Here is a 21165-nt window from a genome sequence, read left to right as displayed (position 1 = left end):
CGCGTGAGGGGGATGAAACGCTTCATGGCGAAGGCAAGCTTTGGATTTCCGGCGGCGCCCTTGCGCGCCCAGGTGCTCGGCGAAGTTCATTCTCGACCCTATGCGCTGGTGTCGACGCCGCGCGTCATTTTTCAGCTCGCCTTCATCACCGAAGGCGGCTCCATCGTCGACCATGCCGTGCTCTCGGAACTGTCGCGCTCGCGCGGCATCGCGCCGCCCGGTCGCGATGCCAACCACCACGCCATGGCCTGGGGGCAGGGGACGTTGCGCTGGGAGCGCCACACCGAGTTCTCCACCTATTTCTGGGACGCGCCGGCGCCGGAACGCTTCGGCGGCGAGGTGCCGATCCATCCTTTCGGCGACGGTTTCTCTCCGCCGGGCCTGCTGATTTCCGGGATTCGCCTGGAAATCCGTCCGGATACGCCGGAAGCACGCGAGGCGATCAAGGCCTTCGATCCGACAAGCCTTTGTTACAGCGAGACAAAGAACGGCCAGGCGGTACTGCTGACCGACTTCCGGCAGAACGGCGATGGTCTCACCCAGATCCTCATCCTCGACCGGGGCCTGACGGAGGCGGGCACGGGGGCTCTCATCCAGCGCCTGCTCGACATCGAGACCTACCGCACCCTTGCCATGCTCGGACTGCCGCTGGCGCAGTCGCTGTCGCCGGAAATCCGCCGGACCGAGGATGGCCTGACTGGCGTCACCCAACGGATGAAGGAGAACGTCCGCGAGGAAGCGGACGAGATGCTGGCGGAGATCACCCGGCTTGCCGCCGACCTCGAAGCCGGTGCTGCGCTCAGCCTCTATCGCTTCGGCGCAAGCCGCGCCTATTACGGTATCGTCCAGGAACGCATCCGCACGCTCTCCGAAATGCCGGTGCCCGGCTATGAGACGATAGGCACCTTCCTCGAACGCCGACTGGCGCCGGCGATGCGCACCTGCCAGTCGGTCGAGGAACGGCAGGCCAATCTGTCGCGCAAGCTCGCCCGCGCAACGGCGCTGCTGAGAAGCTGGATCGATGTCGAACTGGAACGGCAGAACAGCGCGCTGCTCAACTCGATGGACCGCCGGGCGAAACTGCAGCTTCGCCTCCAGCAGACCGTCGAGGGCCTCTCGGTTGCGGCGATCTCTTATTATGTCGTCGGGTTGTTCGGCTATCTCGCCAAGGCGGTAAGCCACGAGATCCCGGTCGACCCCGGTGTACTGACCGGCCTTGCCGTGCCTGTCGCGGTTCTCGGCGTCTGGCTGGTGGTCCGCCGCATTCGCCGCCACCACGAGGAAAGCGCCCACAAATAGCGGCGCTATTTGCCGGATTACTGTTCCCAGTAGGGAACGGGGCCATAGAGGGCGGTGAGGTAATCGACGAACAGCCGCACTTTGGCGGGCAGAAACTGCCGGCTCGGATACACGGCCGAGAGCGTCAGCTTGTGCGATCCTTCCCATTCGGGCAGGATCTGCAACAGCCGCCCGTCGCGCAGTTCCGTGCTGACGTCCCAGGTCGAGCGGAGCGCGATGCCCACTCCGGCGATCACCGCTTCGCGGATGATCTCCGACGAATTGGTGACGAGCGGTCCCTCCGGACGGTAGGCGAGCGAACCGCCCGGGCCCTCCAGCTTCCAGCTCTCGTTGTTATGCGCCGGCAGGCAGATATGCTGGGCAAGGTCGCCGATCTCCTTGGGCGCGCCGTGCCGGGCGATGTAGGCCGGTGCCGCGCAGAGAAGGCGACGGACCGGCGCGAGCTTGCGGGCGACGAGGCTCGAATCACTGAGTTCGCCGATCCGAATGGCGAGGTCGAAGCCGTCGGCAACGATGTCGCTGAACTCGTCGCTCAGCACGATATGGAGCTTCAGGTCCGGATGGTCCTTCATGAAGCCGGTCAGATGCGGCGCTATATGCATGCGTCCGAACGAGGTGGGCGCCGTGATGCGCAGCGTCCCCTGAGCCTGCGACGAACGGCCCGAAGTATAGGCCTCCGCCTCCTCAATCCCGGCGAGGACACCGAGGACGCGGTCATAGAAGCCCTGGCCGGCTTCCGTCAGTGAGACCTGTCGCGTCGTGCGCTGCAGGAGGCGCGTGCCGAGCCTCTCCTCGAGCCGCTTGACGCGCTTGGAGATCACCGCCGCGGAGAGGCCGAGTGCGCGTGCGGCCGCGGACATGCTGCCGGTGGAAACCACGCGCGCGAACACTTCGAGATCGCCAAGATTCGTCATCAATTCCGGCCGTTGTTACCAAAAACGAAGAGACGATTAGCAGTTGCTGAATGCCCCTCATAGAGCATTCCGCTTTCACAAAGCGGACAAGATGCTCTAAGATTCCGAGTCATAAACGTGATCGATTCTACAGCGCCGTGCGTCTTATCAGACGCACAAAGGACGCTGTAGCACCTTGAATTACTGCATGTTTTTATCCTTAAATCGGCTACGATTTAAGGAAACATGCAGTAAGAGGTTGAGACGCGGAGAACAGGCGGGAACCGCCCGTGCTTCCCCTCTTGCCACTCTGGTGGTAAATAAAACATACCACTTGGTGGCGCGTTGGTTGGAGGAGTTCATGCCGGAGACGATCGGGTTCCTGAAGCCCAGGCAGGCCGTCCTCGACCGCCGGCGGGAAATCATCGCGGACCTCGCCGAGCTCTTGCCGGAAGGCTGCCTGATCAGCGACGAGCGGGGGCTGAAGCCCTTCGAGACGGATGCGTTTCTTGCCTATCGCCGCCTGCCGCTGGCCGTCGTCCTGCCGGAAACGACCGACCAGGTCTCCGCCGTTCTCAAGTATTGCAGCCGCTACGGGATCCCGGTCGTGCCGCGTGGGGCTGGCACCTCGCTCTCCGGGGGCGCTATCCCGCAGGAGGACGCGATCGTCGTCGGCCTCTCGAAGATGTCGCGCATTCTCGACGTCGACCTCTTCAACCGGACGGCGACGGTAGAGGCGGGCGTCACCAACCTCAACATTTCCGAGGCGGTAAGCGCCGAAGGGTTCTTCTATGCGCCCGATCCGAGTTCGCAGCTCGCCTGCACGATCGGCGGCAATATCGGCATGAATTCCGGCGGCGCCCATTGCCTGAAATACGGGGTGACGACCAACAACCTGTTGGGCGTCAAGATGGTGCTCTTCGACGGCACGGTGATCGAACTCGGCGGCAAGGGGCTCGATGCGGCAGGCTACGATCTGCTCGGCCTCGTCTGCGGCTCGGAGGGCCAGCTCGGCATCGTCACCGAGGCGACGGTGCGGCTGATCGCCAAGCCCGAGGGGGCGCGTCCCGTCCTCTTCGGCTTCGCCTCGTCGGAGGCGGCCGGTTCCTGCGTCGCCGATATCATCGGATCGGGCATCATCCCGGTGGCGATCGAATTCATGGACAGGCCGGCGATCGAGATCTGCGAGGCCTTCGCCCATGCCGGCTATCCGCTCGACGTCGAGGCCCTGCTGATCGTCGAGGTCGAAGGGTCCGAGGCGGAGATGGAGGCGATGCTCCGCGGCATCATCGAGATCGCCCGGCGCCATGGCGTCATAACGGTCAAGGAGTCGCAATCGGCGCTCGAGGCGGCTCTGATCTGGAAGGGCCGGAAATCCGCCTTCGGCGCCACGGGCCGGGTCGCGGACTATATCTGCATGGACGGCACGGTCCCGCTCAGCCAACTCTCCCATGTACTGCGCCGGACCGGCGAGATCGTCGCGAGCTACGGGCTGCGCGTCGCCAATGTCTTCCATGCCGGAGACGGTAACATGCATCCGCTCATCCTCTACAACATCAACGATCCGAAGGACGCTGCCCGCGCGGAGGCGGCCGGCAACGACATCCTGAAGCTCTGCGTCGATGCGGGTGGTTGCCTGACGGGCGAGCACGGGGTCGGCATCGAGAAGCGCGACCTGATGCGGCATCAGTACAGTAAGAACGATCTCGATCAGCAGATGGCGGTGCGCGCGGCCTTCGATCCGCAATGGCTTCTGAATCCCTCGAAAGTATTTCCGCTCGAAGGACGGCCTGCGGCATGATCGTCCATTTCGAACCGGCAAGCGAGGAGGGGATCGCCTCCGTGGTGCGCTCCGCAGCCGCCGAGCGCGTCACGCTTGCCATCGTCGGCGGCGGGACGCGCTCGGGGCTCGGCAATCCCGTGCGGGCCGACCGGACGCTTTCGACGCGGCGTCTTTCCGGCATCGTCACCCACAATCCGGCGGAGATGACCATGAGCGCGCTTGCCGGAACGCCGCTTGCCGAGATCGAGGCAGCGCTCGCGGCCAATGGCCAGATGCTGTCCTTCGAACCGATGGACCATCGCCCGATCTTCGGAACGGCGGGCGAGCCGACGATCGGCGGGGTCTTCGCGGCCAATGTCTCCGGGCCTCGCCGCTATGTTGCCGGAGCCGCCCGCGACAGCCTGCTCGGCGTGCGTTTCGTCAATGGCCGAGGCGAACTGATCAAGGCCGGCGGCCGCGTCATGAAAAACGTCACCGGGCTCGATCTCGTAAAGCTGATGGCGGGCTCCTACGGGACGCTCGGAATTCTGACGGAAGTAACATTCAAGGTCCTGCCGATCCCGCCGGCCGCCGCGACCGTCGTCATTTCTGGTCTCAACGATGCCGAGGCCGCCGCGGTCATGGCCGAGGCGATGGCCCAGCCGGTGGAGGTCTCGGGTGCTGCGCATCTGCCGGAAAGCGTGCGAGGCCGCTTCATCGATGGCGCGCTGCCCGCGGGGGCGGCAACGGTGCTCAGGCTCGAGGGCGTGCCGGAGTCGGTGGCGATGCGCGCCGAAAAGCTCGTTGCGGCGCTGTCGCGCTTCGGCCCCGGCTCGCAACTGGACGCCGGGCAGACGAAGATGCTCTGGGCCGAGATCCGCAACGTTAAGCCTTATGCCGACGGCACCGCGAGGCCGCTCTGGCGTGTCTCGGTCGCCCCGTCCGCGGGGCACCAGCTCGTTGCCGCGCTGCGTCTTCAGGCGGGTGTCGATGCATTCTACGATTGGCAGGGCGGACTTGTCTGGCTGCGAATGGAAGCTGAGTCCGAGGCTGAACTCGTACGCCGGTACGTGCGCGCGCTAGGCGGGGGTCATGCGACGCTTGTCCGCGCCGACGGCGAAGCGCACGCCCGGATACCGGCCTTCGAACCGCAGGCTGCGGCCGTGGCGCAACTCAGCGAACGCGTGCGTGCCTCGTTCGATCCGGCGCGGATCTTCAACCCGGGCCGGTTGGCCGCCGCCTGATCGGAGGCGGGCGCCGCCGCAAGCCGAGCCGAGACGCGAAAGGAGAATTCGATGAGTGATCCGGGTCCGCAGACGCCGCTTTCTCGTGACACCGATCGCTGGTTGGAGCCGGGCAAGGTCAACATCCAGATCATCTACCTGCTTTATCTGGTCGGTTTCGCCGTAGCGATCACCCCGCTCGTCGGCATCGTGCTTGCCTATCTCAACCGGGGACAAGGATGGCGGCTGGGCGAGGACGCACTATATCTGGGCGATCCGCACCTTCTGGATGGCCCTGCTGTTCGCCGTCATCTCGGCGCTTCTGTCCGTATTGCTTATCGGCGTGCTCGGGTTCGTCGCGACGGCGGTCTGGATCGTCGTGCACTGCGTCATCGGGCTTCAGAAGGCGGCCCGCGAGGAGCCGATCACCGATCCCGAAAGCTGGCTGGTCTAGCGCGTCGCGGCCTGGCCGCCGCGAGAACCGCCGCCGTGAATTGAGAGTGGAGTACCCGGTTGCAGACAAATTTCTCCCCAGAGCAACTTGCCGACCCGCATGTCGCCGAATCTGAAAAGATCCTGCGCAAATGCGTCCATTGCGGCTTCTGCACCGCCACCTGTCCGACCTATGTGCTGCTTGGCGACGAACTCGACAGTCCGCGCGGGCGGATCTATCTCATCAAGGATATGCTCGAGAACGGGCGGGCGGCCGATGCCGAGACCGTCACCCATATCGATCGCTGCCTCTCCTGCCTTTCCTGCATGACCACCTGCCCGTCGGGCGTCGATTATATGCACCTGGTCGATCATGCCCGTGTCCACATCGAGAAGACGTACAAGCGACCGCTCAAGGACCGTTTTGCCCGCTCCGTCATTGCCGCGACCTTGCCTTATCCTTCGCGCTTCAGGCTGGCGCTCCGGGCGGCGAGGCTTGCACGACCCTTGGCGGGCCTGCTGAAGCGGGTTCCCTGGCTCAGGACCTTCGGCGTCATGCTCGACCTAGCACCCCGCGCGGTGCCCACGGCGTCGGACGGGGCGAGGGCAGCCGTTTACGCCGCCAAGGGAACGCCGCGCGGCCGTGTCGCGCTGCTTACCGGATGCGCCCAGCCGGTATTGAGGCCGGAGATCAACGAGGCGACCATCCGGCTGCTCACCGGGCAGGGCATTGAAGTCGTCGTGTCCGCGGGCGAGGGCTGCTGCGGCGCCCTGGTCCATCACATGGGGCGAGAGGAGCAGGCGCTGGATGCCGCCCGCCGCAATATCGATATCTGGCTGAAGGCTGCCGAGGAGGATGGGCTCGACGCGATCGTCATTACCGCATCCGGCTGCGGCACGATGATCAAGGATTATGGGCACATGCTGCGGCTGGATCCGGCCTACGCGGAGAAGGCGGCCAAGGTGTCTGCACTTGCAAAGGACATAACCGAGTATCTGGCGGGACTGGACCTGCCCGAGCGGGTCCCGCGCGGCCTGACGGTGGCCTATCACTCTGCCTGCTCGATGCAGCACGGACAGAAGATCACGCTCGCGCCGAAGCAGCTTCTGAAGCGCGCAGGCTTTGCGGTTCGCGAACCGGCGGAAGGCCATCTCTGTTGCGGCTCGGCCGGCACCTACAGCATCCTGCAGCCGGAGATCTCGGCGAAGCTCAAGGACCGCAAGGTGCGGAACATCGAAGCAACCAAGCCGAATGTGATCGCGACCGGCAATATCGGCTGCATCACGCAGATCGCCAGCGGAACGGCGATCCCGATCCTGCACACGGTCGAACTTCTCGACTGGGCCTATGGGGGTCCGAAGCCGGCGGGGCTGTGAGTGGAGAGTGAGACGAGGGAAGGGGCCGCCCCTCATCCCGCTGCCGCGACCTTCTCCCCGTCATACGGGGAGAAGGGGCTAGCCGCAAGCTCCAAGTCCCCTCTCCCCGCGTGCGGGGAGAGGGCGAGTCCTCGGGTTAAACCCGAGGAGAGGGGCAAACGCTTCCCTACTCGTCAGCCACCAAAAATCTGGCGGAAGATATCGACGCCGCGGTCGTCGTAGCTGACGTCGCCCTGCTTGTTGCCCGGGCCGATGACGATGACCTTGGTGCCGACCGGCGCCCGGTCGTAGAGGTGCTCGACGTCCTCGTTCATCATCCGGATGCAGCCGGACGACATGTTCTGGCCGATGGTCCAGGGCTGGTTCGTCCCGTGGATGCGGAAGATCGTGTCGCGGCCGCCCTTGTAGAGGTAGAGGGCGCGGGCGCCGAGCGGGTTGTCGACGCCGCCTTCCTGGGTGATCGGCAGGATACGGCCCTTCGCTGCTTCGCGCTGGCGCATCTCCGCCGGCGGCGTCCAGGCCGGCCACTCGGCCTTGCGGCCCACCTTGACGACGCCGGACCAGCCGAAGCCCTCGCGGCCGACGCCGATGCCGTAGCGCGTCGCGCGGTTCGGGCCGTCGATGTAGTAGAGATATTTGTTGTTGGTATCGACGATCACCGTGCCGGGCGCCTCGTCCGTGCGGAAGCGTACCTTGGTGCGCCAGTATTTCTGCGGCGGCTTTTTCGGCTGGGCAGCCAGGACGACATCGGATCGCTTGGCCTGAGCGCCGGCAATGTCGGCCGGGGTGAAGGCGGACGCGTTTGCGGCAGCAAGAAAGGCAGCGGCCGCGACGGTGAGCGCCGCCAGCCTGGTGGCATGAAGTCTCATCTATGATTCCCTCTGAACCCTCGTTGCGGGCAAGCTATGCGAATTGGACGCAAGCGCAAGCCCGCAATACATCCTATAGAACAAGGCGAGGGCCGGAACTTGTATCGCAGGGAACGGCTGTTGCTTTTAGATCACGATAAGGCGCAAGCAATAAACGGTGTGCCTCGAAAGTATTCTATGGGCGGCTGCCGCTATATCACGATAACCTTGGTGCCGACTTTGACGCGCTCGTAAAGATCGACGACATCCTCGTTGCGCATGCGGATGCAGCCGGACGAAACGCCATAGCCGATCGACCAGGGCGCATTGGTGCCATGGATGCGATAGAGCGTGGAGCCGAGATACATGGCCCGGGCGCCGAGCGGGTTCTGCGGACCGCCGTCCATGCGGGCCGGTAGATAGTGACCCTTGGCCGCTTCGCGCGCGATCATCTCCTCGGGCGGCGTCCAGGTTGGCCACTCCGCTTTCCGCGTGATCCTGTGCTCGCCCGCCCACTCGAAGCCCGGCTTGCCGACGCCGACGCCGTAACGGCGCGCTTGTCCGTCGCCGGTCACGAGATAGAGGAAGCGATTGTTGGTGTCGATCACGATAGTCCCGGCCTTCTCGGTCGTCTCGTAGCCCACCATCTGCGGCAGGAATTGCGGGTCGAACTGCGACTTCACCGCTCTTTGCGCGCGGCCGGCGTCAGGCTGCACGGCCGCCGTTTCCAGCTGGCGCTTGATCTGGCTGCGCTTCACCTGTTTTCGGGTGGCGGCGGGTGCCTGCGGCCGATAGACGGCCGGACGCACCCCTTCGCCGGTCAACTGCATCACCCAGGGAGCGGTGAGATCCGGGCTGACGATGACCGGCGGCCGGTTCTGGTATCGATCCTGCGCGCCGGCGCCGACGGGGAGGGTGCAGACAAGGCACGTGGCAAGCAAAAGGAATTTCTTCATCATCGGACCGACTCGCTACCTTACGCCGAATAGACTTCTTGGGGCAGCGCGGCGGCTGCACCTTGGATGGCGCGATGCTCGCACTCCTCCGCCACCGAATGGTAAACGCCGGTTCGCTAGAGTGCCGCGATGTGGATAAAGCTTTGAGTAGGGTTATTCCCCGCTTTATGAATCTGGTTTGCAAATGGTAAATGGAACAAAGAGGAAACAACGGGAGAAGTCGGCATGGCGGCAAGGGGCCTGATTACGGGCGATGATGGGCTGCAGCGTTGCGCCTGGCACGGCAATCTCGAAGACTACCGCCGCTACCACGATGAGGAATGGGGCCGGCCGGTGACAGACGATCGCCGGCTGTTCGAGAAGATCTGCCTTGAGGGCTTCCAGTCGGGCCTCTCCTGGCTGACGATCCTGAGGAAGCGCGAGGGGTTTCGCTCCGCATTCGCCGGCTTCGATTTTGATGTGGTTGCGGAATTCGGCGACGCCGATATCGAGCGCTGCCTGGCTGATCCCGGCATCGTCCGCCACCGCGGCAAGATCGTCTCGACCATCAACAATGCGCGGCGGGCCAAGCAATTGCGTTCGGAGTTCGGCTCGCTCGCCGCCTATTTCTGGGCGCACGAGCCGGACGGAAGCGAGCGCCCGAAGATCGTCGACCACGCAACGCTGATCGCCAATCCGACGACGCCGGCATCGGTCCGGATTTCGAAGGACCTGAAGAAGCGCGGCTGGACCTTCGTCGGTCCGACAACCGTCTATGCCTTCATGCAGGCCATGGGGCTCGTCAACGATCACCTGGAAGGCTGCCATTGTCGCGCGCGGGTGGAGGAGATGCGGCGGAAACTGGTCAGGCCCCTGCGAGCGCCCGCCGGAGCCACACGCTGACGCAATCTTTCGGTTGCAGACGGATTCAATTCGGCTTTTGATTGTAGTGCGTCTTATCGGATCACCGGGGCAGAAAGACTATGCTTATTCTTGATGCCGGTTCGTGGTGGTCGGACTGGTCCTGTGCGGCTCGGCCTGGGCGGGTCTATCTGGCTGCACTCGCGGTCGCCGCACTGCTGGCAAGTGCGGTATTTCTGCGCCTGCGCGTCGAGGCGTGGGTGAAACCTGCCAATGCCCTGCCCGCACCTACTCCCGGAGAGCGGCGCGCAACACTGTGCATCATCTTTTTTTCGTCGGAGCGGTCGCGCTCATCGCGATTGTGCCAGCACTGTCTCGCGATCGGGATCTGATGTTCGTTCAGCACGGAAAGCTCGTCGAAACTGGCTGCCACATGTTTAACGTGTATAGATATGAATTCGAGCTGGGAGACGTCAGGGTCAAGTATGTTTATGTGACAAAAGGCAAGAGACATCTGCTTAACATCATGCCGCGCAAGACAGGGCGCACTACAGCCATCAATTTGAAAGCAAACCCACATGTGGCTAATCTTGTCGCCTTTGCGCCCGCGGAAATGCGCAAGTATGCGCAAAAGCTCGCCGAGAGGGGCGACGAGATTCCACCGGAATTGGCGCATCTGCTGCGACCGTCCGCGACTTCGAACTGAAGCCCGCCGCGCAGTCGGCGCAGCGGGCTTCATCATCACTCGCCGTTTTTGGCGAGCCATTCCTTCATCATCGTGATCTCGGCCTCCTGGGCCTTGATGATGTCTTCCGCCAGCTTGCGCAGCTTCGCATCCTTGCCGTGCTCGAGTTCGACCTTCGCCATGTCGATCGCGCCCTGGTGGTGGGCGATCATGCCGCGCAGGAAGTCGATGTCGGCATTGCCGGTAAAGTCGATATCCATGTCCTTGTGCATCTTGGCGTTCGCCTCGGCGAAGGCCTTGCTGGACGGGGCCGGCTCGGCCGCCGACGTATGCATGGCTTGGTGGCCGCCTTCCTGGGCGCCGGCGGGAATGCCGAACGATGCGGCAAGCATCAAAGCAATTATGATCCTTTTCAAGGACATAATAAGTACCTTTCCATTCAATCTGAGTTCATGAGGTCGGAGCGACCGCGACGGAGCGTCTTCGCGCTCGCCGGGAAAATCCGTTGCTAGATGGAAAGGCTGTATTTGGGCGGGGGAGACAGTGGCTTTGGAGCTTGGTCGATGAGCGCCGCGTGACGCTGTGGTGAAAGCCGCGTCGAAGGCCCCTCGGATCGCATGAGCCCAAGGGGCGTTGCATGGATCGCGACGCAGGCCGAGCAGAGCACCGGATGGTCTGACTTTGCCGGGCTTGGACAACGAGCCTGCTGCGCACAATGGCTGCCGGGATCCGTGGAGGCGTGGTGCATGGTATCGGAGGTCACCGGGTGATGGTGTGCGCTCACCGTCTTTGCCGCAGCATCGCGCGCCTGTGCAATGGCGGGAAGGGCTCCACCAAGCGGGGCGGACAGAAGCAGAAGGGTGATGGCGAGCCAACGCAGCATGGCGGGAAGATAGGCTAGTCGGTCCCGAATAAGAAGGGGCGATGCGAGAAGATCGCCAAGTCGTGATCGACTTGTATCACGCCGACAGCCCCGTTCCGCTCCGCGGAACCGCGAAGACGCCTTGCAGGGAACCTCCTTCGCCATGCTCGCCGAGCGTCGAATTTCCGATGCAGCAAAGCTGGTACGAGCTTCCGTCTGGCCGTCGGACAATCGCGGAAAAACAGAAGGAGGAGGACGTCTCGGTCGCCTGTTCGAGAATGCTCAGGATCGTCGACCGGTCTACTTGGTCACAGGCCCGCACGAGGTCGATGATGCCACAGGGATTCTGCCTCAGCCCAAGAAGAGAAAGGGTCCGCGGACCGACCAGAAAGGCGCCGCTGTCGACGTCACAACGCCATGGCTCGATCATACAGCCGGCTTTCACTATCGTGCGGGTCCAGGCCCCGTGGGTCTCCGGATTCAGCGGCTTTATCGCTGCCGCCCCGGGCGTCATGACAGTCAGCATTTTGCCAAAGCCTCCGTTTGATGCCCTTGCTCGAACGCCTTAACTTATAAGCGTATCGGCATAGTTTTACAATCATCGCTTTGTGATCGTGCCTGTCAACGCGGAACGCATTGCAGCGCGACCCGGTTCCGTGACCTTCACGCCGGCAGGGCTGGCAGCCTTTGTCGACCGCCGCCCTTGCCGCCCTTGACGCGATCCGGTAGGGAAGGCACCGATCAAGCTTCACAGCCCGGAATGCCTTCCATGAACGACAAACCGAAGAAACCGCAGAAGCTCAAGGCGCGCCTGCCGCGCGGCTTCGTCGACCGTTCGGCAGCGGATATCCGTGCCGTCGACGAGATGATCGCGAAGATCCGCGAAGTCTATGAGCGCTACGGTTTTGACCCCGTGGAAACGCCGCTGTTCGAATACACCGACGCGCTTGGCAAGTTCCTCCCCGACAGCGACCGCCCGAACGAAGGCGTGTTCTCGCTGACGGATGACGACGAGCAATGGATGAGCCTGCGCTATGACCTGACCGCGCCGCTTGCCCGTCATGTGGCCGAGACCTTCAACGAGATACAGCTTCCCTACCGCACCTATCGCGCCGGCTACGTGTTCCGCAACGAAAAGCCCGGGCCGGGCCGCTTCCGCCAGTTCATGCAGTTCGATGCCGACACGGTCGGCGCCGCCGGCGTCCAGGCCGATGCGGAGATGTGCATGATGATGGCCGACACGATGGAGGCGCTCGGGATTGCGCGCGGCGACTATGTGATCCGGGTCAACAACCGCAAGGTCCTGGACGGCGTGCTCGAGGCGATCGGTCTTGGCGGCGACGACCGATCGAATGCGCGGCTGACGGTCCTGCGCGCCATCGACAAGCTCGACAAGTTCGGCCCGGAAGGCGTGCGCCTGCTGCTTGGCGAGGGGCGCAAGGACGAAAGCGGCGACTTCACCAAGGGCGCCGGCCTGAATGAGGAGCAAATCCGCAAGATCCTCTTCTTCGTCGGCATTACCGACTACGCGAAGAGCGCCGATCAACTCGCCGACCTCGTCGCCGGCACAAGCAGAGGCAAGGAAGGCGTAGAGGAGCTCAACACGATCCGCAGTCTCGTCGTCAGCGCAGGCTATGAGGCGGATCGCATCAAGATCGACCCGTCGGTCGTGCGCGGCCTCGAATACTATACCGGCCCCGTCTTCGAGGCCGAGTTGCAGTTTTCCGTCACCAATGAGAAGGGCGAGAAGGTCGTCTTCGGCTCCGTCGGCGGAGGCGGCCGCTACGACGGCCTCGTCTCGCGCTTCATGGGCCAGCCGGTGCCGGCAACGGGCTTCTCGATCGGCGTGTCGCGCCTGATGACGGCCCTCAAGAACCTCGGAAAGCTGGGGGTCGAAGAGGTGGTCGCGCCGGTCGTGGTCTGCGTCATGGACCGCGATATCGACAGCATGGGGCGCTACCAGCGCTTTGTGCAGCAGCTGCGCCATGCCGGCATCCGCGCCGAGATGTATCAGGGCAACAAGAAGAATTTCGGCGACCAGCTGAAATATGCCGACCGGCGCGGCTCGCCGATCGCCGTCATCCAGGGCGGCGACGAGCGCGCCTCGGGCGTTGTTCAGATCAAGGACCTGATCGAGGGCAAGCGGCTTTCGGGCGAGATCGAGGACAACGTCGCCTGGCGCGAGGCCCGCGTCGCCCAGGTCTCGGTTCCGGAGAGCGACCTCGTCGCAAAGGTCCGCGAAATTCTCGCAGAGCAAGCCGAGGACCGGAAAAGGGCAGGCTGATGCCGCTGATCAACCTTCCCGCCTTTGCCGGCGATCTTCTAGCCGATTTCGAGCGGCTGAAGACTCTGCGCGTCGACACGCCGGTCATCCAGCCTGCCGAGCCTTTCCTCGACATGGCGGGAGAAGACCTGCGCCGGCGGATATTCATGACCGAAAGCGAGACCGGCGAGAGCCTCTGCCTGCGGCCGGAATTCACCATCCCTGTCTGTCTTCGCCATATCGAGACCGCGACAGGGACGCCGCAGCGCTACGCCTATCTCGGCGAGGTGTTCCGGCAGCGCCGCGAGGGCTCGAGCGAATTCTACCAGGCGGGCATTGAGGACCTCGGCGACGCCGACACGGCCGGCGCCGACGCGCGGGCGATCGGCGACGCGATGCAGGTGCTGGCCAACCGGCTGCCGGGTCAGCGGCTCAAGGTGACGCTCGGCGACCAATCCGTCTTCGAGGCGGTCATCGCCGCCTGCGGATTGCCGGGCGGCTGGCAGAAGCGCTTGATCCACGCCTTCGGCGACCAGAAACAGCTGCAGAGGCTCCTGGGCGAACTTGCTGATCCCAAGGCGTCCGGCGTCTTCGGCCCCGAGGTCGAGCGGCTCGCCAAGATGGGCGTCCTGGACGACGAAGAGCGGCTCGTCGCCCATCTTGCCGAGACGATGGAGGCGACCGGCTATTCCACCAATGTCAGCCGTTCGCCGCGCGACATAGCCCGTCGCCTCAAGGAGAAGATGGAGCTTGCGACGACGCGGCTCGACAAGGCTGCACTTGCCGTCATGCGCGAATTCCTGGCATTCGACCTGCCGCTTTCCGAGGCTCCAGCGGCACTCCACGCATTCGCGAAGAAATCGAAACTGAAGATAGATGGCGCCCTGTCGTTCTTCGACGCACGTGTCGCGGCGCTTGCCGAGGCAGGCGCCGATCCGGACCTCATCCGCTACCGCGCCGCCTTCGGCCGTCCGCTCGACTACTACACGGGTCTAGTCTTCGAAATCGGGATTGAAGGAGCGCCGGCGGTCCTGGCGGGCGGCGGGCGCTTCGATCGGCTGCTGACATTGCTCGGCGCCCGCGAGCATATCCCGGCGGTCGGTTTCTCTCTCTGGCTCGACCGGATCGAAAGGGCGATCGCTGCCGCAGGGGGCGCGAAATGACCATTACCATTGCGCTTCCGTCCAAGGGGCGGATGAAGGATGATGCCTCGGCAATCTTCGAGCGGGCCGGGATGCGGATCGTCGCCGTCGGCAACGACCGTTCCTATCGCGGCCGCGTCGAGGGCTGGGACGACGTCGAGGTCGCCTTCCTGTCGGCCTCCGAGATCTCCCGCGAGGTCGGCAGCGGCGCCGTCGATTTCGGCGTTACCGGCGAAGACCTGGTGCGCGAAGGCATCGCCGACGCCGATGCACGCGTCGAATTCGCGGCCCGGCTCGGCTTCGGCCATGCCGATGTCGTCGTCGCGGTGCCGGAGGTCTGGTACGACGTCGATACCATGGCCGACCTTGGGGATGTGGCTGCCGACTTCCGCGCCAGCCACGGCCGCCGGCTCGCGATCGCCACCAAATACTGGCGGCTCACCCAGCAGTTCTTCTCGGGCAGCCACGGCATACAGCTCTATCGCATCGTCGAAAGCCTGGGCGCGACCGAAGGCGCGCCGGCATCCGGCTCGGCCGACATCATCGTCGACATCACCTCGACCGGCTCCACCTTGAAGGCGAACCACCTGAAGATTCTTTCGGACGGCGTGATCCTGCGGTCCGAGGCGTGTCTCGTCAGAGCCCGAATGGCGGCCCACGAGGGCAATCCCACCATCGATCGGATCATCTCTTCCGTGCGCGCGGCCCTCTGAAGCCACCGGTCGGAAATTTCCCCCCGGGTCTGACAAATGCAACCGGAGATAACTATGTAGGGATGGCAGAGACTTCATCCTCCCATCCTCCTACCTCGAGGCATCCTTATGGCTGATCTTTCCTCCTTCCCGATCACGAGCCGCTGGCCGGCGAAGAACCCCGACATCATCCAGCTTTATTCGCTGCCGACGCCGAACGGCGTGAAGATCTCGATCGCTCTGGAAGAACTGAGCCTGCCCTATGAGGCGCACCGCATCGCCTTCGACGCGAACGAGCAGAAGTCGCCCGAATTCCTGTCGCTCAACCCGAACGGCCGCATCCCGGCGATCATCGATCCGAACGGACCGGGTGGCAAACCGATCGGCCTCTTCGAATCCGGTGCAATCCTGATCTACCTCGCGGAAAAGACCGGCAAGCTCATTCCGGCGGATGCCGCCCGCCGCTATGAGACGCTGTGCTGGGTCATGTTCCAGATGGGCGGTGTCGGGCCGATGTTCGGACAGTTCGGCCACTTCTTCAAGTTCGCCGCCGAAAAGGTCGCCAACAATTCCTATCCGGTCGAACGCTACCGCGACGAGTCGAAGCGGCTGCTCGGCGTTCTCGAAACGCGGCTCGAGGGCCGGCAATGGCTGATGGGCGACGAATACACGATTGCCGATATCGCCACCTATCCCTGGGTCGAAGGCGCACGCAAGTTCTATGGCGGCGGCGAGGTGCTCGAATACAAGAGCTTCCCGAACGTCCTGGCTTGGCTGGAGCGTGGCCTGGCGCGCCCGGCCGCGCGGAAGGGCATCGAAATTCCCCGCAAGGAGTAAATCTCGCGCGGGGCGAGTCTCGGCCCGAGTTGACGAAGCTCGGGCCGGAAGGCTACCGGTTGGGGGAGCGGATAGGAAAGTGCAGGCGGATTTTTCGCCCGGCTCGAGCTCCGGCTCTGAGGGTCGATAGTGAAGCAGGTGGAGACGGTGTCGGGAAGACTTGTTGTTGTGGGTGGCGGTCAGGCGGCTTTTGCCTTGGTCGCCAAGCTTCGTGCGCTTCAGGACGGGCGTCCGATCACCGTCATCTCTGCCGAGGCAAGCCTGCCCTACCAGCGGCCGCCGCTTTCGAAGAAATACCTGTTGCGCGAATTGACGCTCGACCGCCTGCTCTACCGGCCGGAGGCCTGGTATGCGGAACACGCGATCGACATACGCCTGTCGACGACCGTGACGCGGGTGGACCGCAGGACAAGCGAAGTCGTGCTCGGCGACGGCTCGAGGCTCGGCTACGAAACGCTCGCCTTCGCGACCGGTGCCACGCCGCGCCGCCTGCCGGCTTCGATCGGCGGCGATCTCGCAGGCGTCTATGTGGTGCGCGACTACAAGGACGCCGACCGACTTTCCGAGGAGATGCAGCCGGGGCGCCGTGTCCTGGTCGTTGGCGGCGGCTATATCGGCCTGGAGGCGGCGGCGGTCGCGCGCACCTGCGGGCTGGAGGTCACCGTCATCGAGATGGCGGACCGCATCCTGCAGCGCGTCGCTTCCGCCGCGACCTCCGCGATCGTCCGCGAGATCCACCGCTCGCACGGCGTCGATATCCGGGAACGCATGGGCCTGAACCGGCTGATCGGCGAAAACGGGCGCGTGACTGCGGCGGAGCTCGCCGACGGCTCGGTCATTCCGGTCGACGTGGTGATCGTCGGCATCGGCGTGGCGGCGAATGACACCCTGGCGCATGATGCAGGTCTCGAGACTTCCAACGGCATCCTCGTCGACAGCCACGGCCGGACATCCGATCCGGCGATCTTCGCGATCGGCGATTGCGCGGTCCTGCCGTGGCAGGGCATGCGCATCCGTCTTGAATCCGTGCAGAACGCCGTCGATCAGGCGGAAGCGATCGCCGCCATCCTTGCGGGCGGCTCCAAGCCCTATGACCCCCATCCTTGGTTCTGGTCCGACCAGTATGACGTCAAGCTGCAGATCGCCGGCTTCGGGCTTGGCCACGATGAGACGCTGGTCCGCCCCGGCCAGCGCGAAGGCAGCGTCTCCGTCTGGTATTTCCGCCAGGACAAGCTGATCGCCGTCGACGCCATCAACGACGCCAAGGCCTACGTGACGGGCAAGAAGCTGCTCGAAGCGGGCAAGACTCCCGGCCGCGCGCTCCTGGCCGATCCGCAGGTCGATCTGAAAGCGTTGCTGGCATAACGGGCTCACGCGGGGAGAGGGACCGGAGGCGTCCGCCTGCCTTTTCTCCACATTCGCCGCTGGGGCGCCGCGATTCCCCTTCGCCCCGTCTGCGGGGAGAAGGTGGCCGGCAGGCCGGATGAGGGGCCACCAAAACGACCACTCTGAAGTCGCTCACGTGTTTACCGAATAGAAAAGGGCGGCCCGAAAGCCGCCCTTCCGATCCGGATGGATCACCTGTGCTAAGGCTTGCGCCTTATCACATCATGTCCATGCCGCCCGTTCAGCGCGCTTGACGCGCTGAACTCATTTAAGAGCATGGGCGAAGCTTTATGGACCTGCTGTGCTAAGGCTTGCGCCTTATCACATCATGTCCATGCCGCCCATGCCGCCCATGCCGCCCGGCATTGCCGGAGCGTCCTTCTTCGGCAGCTCGGCGATCATGGCTTCGGTGGTGATCAGCAGCGAAGCAACCGAGGCTGCGTCCTGCAGGGCGGTGCGAACGACCTTGACCGGGTCGATGATGCCCATGGCGATCATGTCGCCATATTCGCCGGTCTGCGCGTTGTAGCCGAAGTCGTCGGTGTTCTTCTCGAGGATCTTGCCGACAACGATGGAGGCTTCATCACCAGCGTTCTCGGCGATCTGGCGGGCCGGAGCCTGCAGAGCGCGGCGAACGATGTTGACGCCGGCGTCCTGGTCGTCGTTTTCGCCCTTGGCGGTGATCTTGACGGAAGAGCGCAGCAGGGCGACGCCGCCGCCCGGTACGATGCCTTCCTGAACGGCAGCGCGCGTCGCGTTGAGAGCGTCGTCGATGCGGTCCTTCTTTTCCTTCACTTCGATTTCCGTCGCACCGCCGACGCGGATGACGGCAACGCCGCCAGCGAGCTTGGCAAGGCGCTCCTGCAGCTTCTCGCGGTCGTAGTCGGAGGTGGTTTCTTCGATCTGGGCCTTGATCTGGGCAACGCGGCCTTCGATGTCGGCCTTCTGGCCGGCGCCGTCGACGATCGTCGTGTTTTCCTTGGAGATCGAGACCTTCTTCGCACGGCCGAGCATGTCGAGCGTGACGCTTTCGAGCTTGATGCCGAGGTCTTCGGAGATCACCGTGCCGCCCGTCAGGATGGCGATGTCTTCGAGCATGGCCTTGCGGCGGTCGCCGAAGCCCGGAGCCTTGACGGCAGCGATCTTCAGGCCGCCACGCAGCTTGTTGACGACGAGCGTAGCGAGAGCTTCGCCTTCTACGTCTTCAGCGATGATGAGGAGCGGCTTGCCGGTCTGGACGACGGCTTCGAGAACCGGGAGCATGGCCTGGAGGTTCGAGAGCTTCTTCTCGTGCAGGAGAACGAAAGCGTCTTCGAGGTCGGCGACCATCTTTTCCGGGTTGGTGACGAAGTAGGGCGACAGGTAGCCGCGGTCGAACTGCATGCCTTCGACGACTTCGAGTTCGGTCTCGGCGGTCTTGGCTTCTTCGACGGTGATGACGCCTTCGTTGCCGACCTTCTGCATCGCTTCGGCGATGTCGAGGCCGATCTGCTTCTCGCCGTTTGCCGAGATCGTGCCGACCTGGGCGACTTCGTCCGAGGTGTTGATCTTCTTGGCCTTGGCGAGCAGGTCCTTGACGACTTCAGCGACGGCGAGGTCGATGCCGCGCTTCAGGTCCATCGGGTTCATGCCGGCAGCAACGGCCTTGGCACCTTCGCGAACGATCGCCTGAGCGAGAACGGTTGCGGTCGTCGTGCCGTCACCGGCGATGTCGTTGGTCTTCGAAGCGACTTCGCGGACCATCTGGGCGCCCATGTTCTCGAACTTGTCTTCGAGTTCGATTTCCTTGGCGACCGAAACGCCGTCCTTGGTGATGCGCGGAGCGCCGAAGGACTTGTCGATAACGACGTTACGACCCTTCGGGCCGAGCGTTACCTTGACTGCATCGGCGAGGATGTCGACGCCGCGCAGCATCTTTTCGCGCGCGGTACGGCCGAACTTGACTTCTTTAGCTGCCATTTTTGAAAGCTCCTGGTTTCGAAATTCCGGAACGGGTCCGGTTTCAAATTACGGAAGTTTGGAAGGGTTGCCGGCCGATCAGCCGATGATGCCCATGATGTCGGCTTCCTTCATGATCAGAAGGTCTTCGCCGTTGATCTTGACTTCGGTGCCGGACCACTTGCCGAACAGGACGCGGTCGCCAGCCTTGACGTCGAGCGGAACAACCTTGCCGCTTTCGTCGCGGGCACCCGAACCGACAGCCACGATTTCGCCTTCTTGCGGCTTTTCCTTTGCGGTGTCCGGAATGATGATGCCGCCCTTGGTCTTTTCTTCAGACTCGACGCGGCGGACGACAACGCGGTCGTGCAGCGGACGGAAATTGGTGCTTGCCATTGTCTAATCCCTCGATCAAATGACATTGCGGATCGTTGAGAGACCCGGTGGATGGGTGTTAGCACTCCTTACTGAAGAGTGCTAGCGCAGCCGAGATAAGGCTGGCCTCGGAACGAGTCAAGAATCGGCTTCGAGATTTTTTTGCCGGATGCGAACGTTGGCAGGAAATCCGGTTTTTGTTTGATGGATCTGTAGGGGTAAGCGAATGCCCCACGGGGCGTCATGCTGGAATGACGCTCTACGACGCGCTCTACCGCTGGGCGCGAGGCGTCCCAGGAAAAACACGATTGGTATCACACGGCGGCAAGGGAAAGCGCGACCCCATATCGTCTGGTTGCTGCACGGCACGCGCGGCGGGGTGGTTGCCGGCGCCGCCGAATCTTGGAAAGTGCGCCGTTTTTCCATATGCGAGGCTTGTATTCTTGGCCCTTCCTTGCGATGTCAGCCGGGAAGTTGAGTTTGCAGGAAGCCAGGATGGCCGTCAGGATCAACAGTTTTCGGGAAATCGCCAGCCGATATGACGTGGTGCTTTGCGACGTCTGGGGCGTGCTTCATAACGGCGTTCAGGCTTTCGCCTCCGCCTGCGAGGCACTGGCCGAGGCGCGTGCGCAGGGGGTGACGGTCGTCCTCATCACCAATTCGCCGCGGCCGCATCCGAGCGTCAAGGTGCAGATCCGCGGTCTCGGCGTTCCCGACGAGGCCTATGATCGGATCGTCACCTCCGGCGATGTCACGCGGGCACTGATCGCGTCCGCAGAAAAGCGGATATTCTTCATCGGCGCCGATCGCGACCTGCCGCTGCTCGAAGGCCTCGGCACCGAGATCGTTTCGGCTGAAGAGGCCGAGACGATTGTCTGTGCCGGCTTCTACGACGACGAGACCGAGACACCCGAACATTACCGCGCCACGCTGACGGGACTTGCCAAACGGAAGATACCGTTCATCTGCGCCAATCCCGATCTTGTAGTGGAACGCGGCCATCGGTTGATCCCCTGCGCCGGCGCGATCGCCAAGCTTTACGAGGAACTCGGCGGCGAGGCGCGCATCGCCGGCAAGCCCTACAAGGCGATATACCGCGCCGCGCTTTCCGAAGCCAAGGCGGTGAGAGGCGCCTTCGATCTCCCCCGCGTTATCGCCGTCGGTGACGGCATGCCGACCGATGTGAAGGGTGCGCAGGACGCGGGTTTCGATCTGCTCTATATCAGCGCCGGCATCCACGCGCAGGAATACATGCATGAAAGCCGCACCGACGAGGCGAAGCTTGCGGCCTTCCTGAAGAAAGAGGGAGCGACACCGAAGTGGTGGATGCCCCGGCTCGCCTGACGGGAAGACGG

19 protein-coding genes and 2 pseudogenes are annotated in these 21165 nt (G+C 63.7%); 14 read left to right on the top strand and 7 right to left on the bottom strand.

Translation table 11 applies throughout. From position 1 onward, the window contains the following. Nucleotides 1-24: 24 nt before the first annotated feature. Entirely contained in the window at nucleotides 25-1299 is a 1275-nt protein-coding gene (locus tag AU381_RS08235) for a DUF3422 family protein (RefSeq protein WP_064241248.1), read from the top strand. A 17-nt stretch (nucleotides 1300-1316) separates the two neighbouring features. Here the strand turns inward: AU381_RS08235 and AU381_RS08230 are convergent, their stop codons facing one another. Continuing rightward, complete coding sequence (locus AU381_RS08230) at nucleotides 1317-2213, bottom strand: LysR family transcriptional regulator (protein ID WP_064241247.1); 897 nt, start codon at nucleotides 2211-2213, stop codon at nucleotides 1317-1319. A 340-nt stretch (nucleotides 2214-2553) separates the two neighbouring features. On the opposite strand from AU381_RS08230, the gene AU381_RS08225 reads away from it, so the two are divergent. From AU381_RS08225 to glcF, 4 genes and pseudogenes are all read left to right on the top strand, one after another. After that, nucleotides 2554-3993 (top strand): FAD-binding oxidoreductase, encoded by a 1440-nt coding sequence (locus AU381_RS08225; protein ID WP_064241246.1) that lies wholly within the window; start codon nucleotides 2554-2556, stop codon nucleotides 3991-3993. Further along, entirely contained in the window at nucleotides 3990-5198 is a 1209-nt protein-coding gene (gene glcE, locus AU381_RS08220) for a glycolate oxidase subunit GlcE (protein WP_082909717.1), read from the top strand. Before AU381_RS08225 ends, glcE begins: the two co-directional genes overlap by 4 nt. Before the next feature lie 51 nt (nucleotides 5199-5249). Then, nucleotides 5250-5631, top strand: a pseudogene (locus AU381_RS08215) (DUF4870 family protein). Nucleotides 5632-5690: 59 nt separating this feature from the next. Beyond that, nucleotides 5691-6986 carry a glycolate oxidase subunit GlcF gene (glcF, locus tag AU381_RS08210; protein WP_064241245.1) on the top strand — a complete coding sequence of 432 codons (1296 nt, stop codon included), beginning with the start codon at nucleotides 5691-5693 and terminating at the stop codon, nucleotides 6984-6986. A 173-nt stretch (nucleotides 6987-7159) separates the two neighbouring features. On the opposite strand, the gene AU381_RS08205 is transcribed toward glcF, so the two are convergent. Together AU381_RS08205 and AU381_RS08200 are read right to left on the bottom strand one after the other, a co-directional pair. Then, nucleotides 7160-7855 (bottom strand): L,D-transpeptidase, encoded by a 696-nt coding sequence (locus AU381_RS08205; RefSeq protein ID WP_064241244.1) that lies wholly within the window; start codon nucleotides 7853-7855, stop codon nucleotides 7160-7162. 191 nt (nucleotides 7856-8046) lie between these two features. Continuing rightward, nucleotides 8047-8793 (bottom strand): L,D-transpeptidase, encoded by a 747-nt coding sequence (locus AU381_RS08200; protein WP_064241243.1) that lies wholly within the window; start codon nucleotides 8791-8793, stop codon nucleotides 8047-8049. 222 nt (nucleotides 8794-9015) lie between these two features. On the opposite strand from AU381_RS08200, the gene AU381_RS08195 reads away from it, so the two are divergent. Both AU381_RS08195 and AU381_RS08190 read left to right on the top strand, forming a co-directional pair. Next, entirely contained in the window at nucleotides 9016-9672 is a 657-nt protein-coding gene (locus AU381_RS08195) for a DNA-3-methyladenine glycosylase I (RefSeq protein ID WP_064241242.1), read from the top strand. A 103-nt stretch (nucleotides 9673-9775) separates the two neighbouring features. Continuing rightward, complete coding sequence (locus tag AU381_RS08190) at nucleotides 9776-10336, top strand: hypothetical protein (RefSeq protein WP_156528560.1); 561 nt, start codon at nucleotides 9776-9778, stop codon at nucleotides 10334-10336. 35 nt (nucleotides 10337-10371) lie between these two features. Here the strand turns inward: AU381_RS08190 and copM are convergent, their stop codons facing one another. Together copM and AU381_RS08180 are read right to left on the bottom strand one after the other, a co-directional pair. Beyond that, nucleotides 10372-10737: a CopM family metallochaperone gene (gene copM / locus AU381_RS08185; protein ID WP_064241240.1), complete on the bottom strand. Its 366-nt coding sequence runs from the start codon at nucleotides 10735-10737 to the stop codon at nucleotides 10372-10374. 537 nt (nucleotides 10738-11274) lie between these two features. Then, complete coding sequence (locus tag AU381_RS08180; protein ID WP_064241239.1) at nucleotides 11275-11703, bottom strand: hypothetical protein; 429 nt, start codon at nucleotides 11701-11703, stop codon at nucleotides 11275-11277. A gap of 234 nt (nucleotides 11704-11937) precedes the next feature. Between AU381_RS08180 and hisS the strand changes: the two genes are divergently transcribed. The 5 genes from hisS to AU381_RS08155 all read left to right on the top strand — a co-directional run bounded on the left by hisS (nucleotide 11938) and on the right by AU381_RS08155 (nucleotide 17476). Continuing rightward, nucleotides 11938-13461 (top strand): histidine--tRNA ligase, encoded by a 1524-nt coding sequence (hisS, locus tag AU381_RS08175; protein WP_064241238.1) that lies wholly within the window; start codon nucleotides 11938-11940, stop codon nucleotides 13459-13461. Next, nucleotides 13461-14603, top strand: coding sequence for an ATP phosphoribosyltransferase regulatory subunit (locus AU381_RS08170; protein WP_064241237.1), 1143 nt, complete (start codon nucleotides 13461-13463; stop codon nucleotides 14601-14603). Before hisS ends, AU381_RS08170 begins: the two co-directional genes overlap by 1 nt. Next, nucleotides 14600-15295 carry an ATP phosphoribosyltransferase gene (hisG, locus tag AU381_RS08165; RefSeq protein ID WP_064241236.1) on the top strand — a complete coding sequence of 232 codons (696 nt, stop codon included), beginning with the start codon at nucleotides 14600-14602 and terminating at the stop codon, nucleotides 15293-15295. Before AU381_RS08170 ends, hisG begins: the two co-directional genes overlap by 4 nt. 108 nt (nucleotides 15296-15403) lie before the next feature. Beyond that, nucleotides 15404-16111 carry a glutathione binding-like protein gene (locus tag AU381_RS08160; RefSeq protein WP_064241235.1) on the top strand — a complete coding sequence of 236 codons (708 nt, stop codon included), beginning with the start codon at nucleotides 15404-15406 and terminating at the stop codon, nucleotides 16109-16111. Nucleotides 16112-16258: 147 nt separating this feature from the next. After that, on the top strand, nucleotides 16259-17476 hold the full coding sequence (locus AU381_RS08155; protein WP_082909850.1) for an NAD(P)/FAD-dependent oxidoreductase: 1218 nt from the start codon (nucleotides 16259-16261) through the stop codon (nucleotides 17474-17476). A 342-nt stretch (nucleotides 17477-17818) separates the two neighbouring features. On the opposite strand, the gene groL is transcribed toward AU381_RS08155, so the two are convergent. Next, complete coding sequence (gene groL / locus AU381_RS08150; protein WP_064241234.1) at nucleotides 17819-19456, bottom strand: chaperonin GroEL; 1638 nt, start codon at nucleotides 19454-19456, stop codon at nucleotides 17819-17821. A 78-nt stretch (nucleotides 19457-19534) separates the two neighbouring features. Then, a complete protein-coding gene (gene groES, locus AU381_RS08145; protein WP_012706990.1) occupies nucleotides 19535-19831 on the bottom strand; it encodes a co-chaperone GroES in 297 nt (98 codons plus the stop codon). A 224-nt stretch (nucleotides 19832-20055) separates the two neighbouring features. On the opposite strand from groES, the pseudogene AU381_RS31200 reads away from it, so the two are divergent. Then, a pseudogene (locus AU381_RS31200) lies at nucleotides 20056-20148 on the top strand (sulfurtransferase); the annotation flags it as partial. A gap of 157 nt (nucleotides 20149-20305) precedes the next feature. After that, on the top strand, nucleotides 20306-21154 hold the full coding sequence (locus AU381_RS08140; RefSeq protein WP_064241233.1) for a TIGR01459 family HAD-type hydrolase: 849 nt from the start codon (nucleotides 20306-20308) through the stop codon (nucleotides 21152-21154). Nucleotides 21155-21165 lie beyond the last annotated feature (11 nt).

The sequence above is a fragment of the Sinorhizobium glycinis genome (assembly GCF_001651865.1).
GTDB lineage: Bacteria > Pseudomonadota > Alphaproteobacteria > Rhizobiales > Rhizobiaceae > Sinorhizobium > Sinorhizobium glycinis.
The sequence above is the reverse complement of the archived record's forward strand: the minus strand, read 5'-3'. Positions and strand labels throughout refer to the sequence as shown.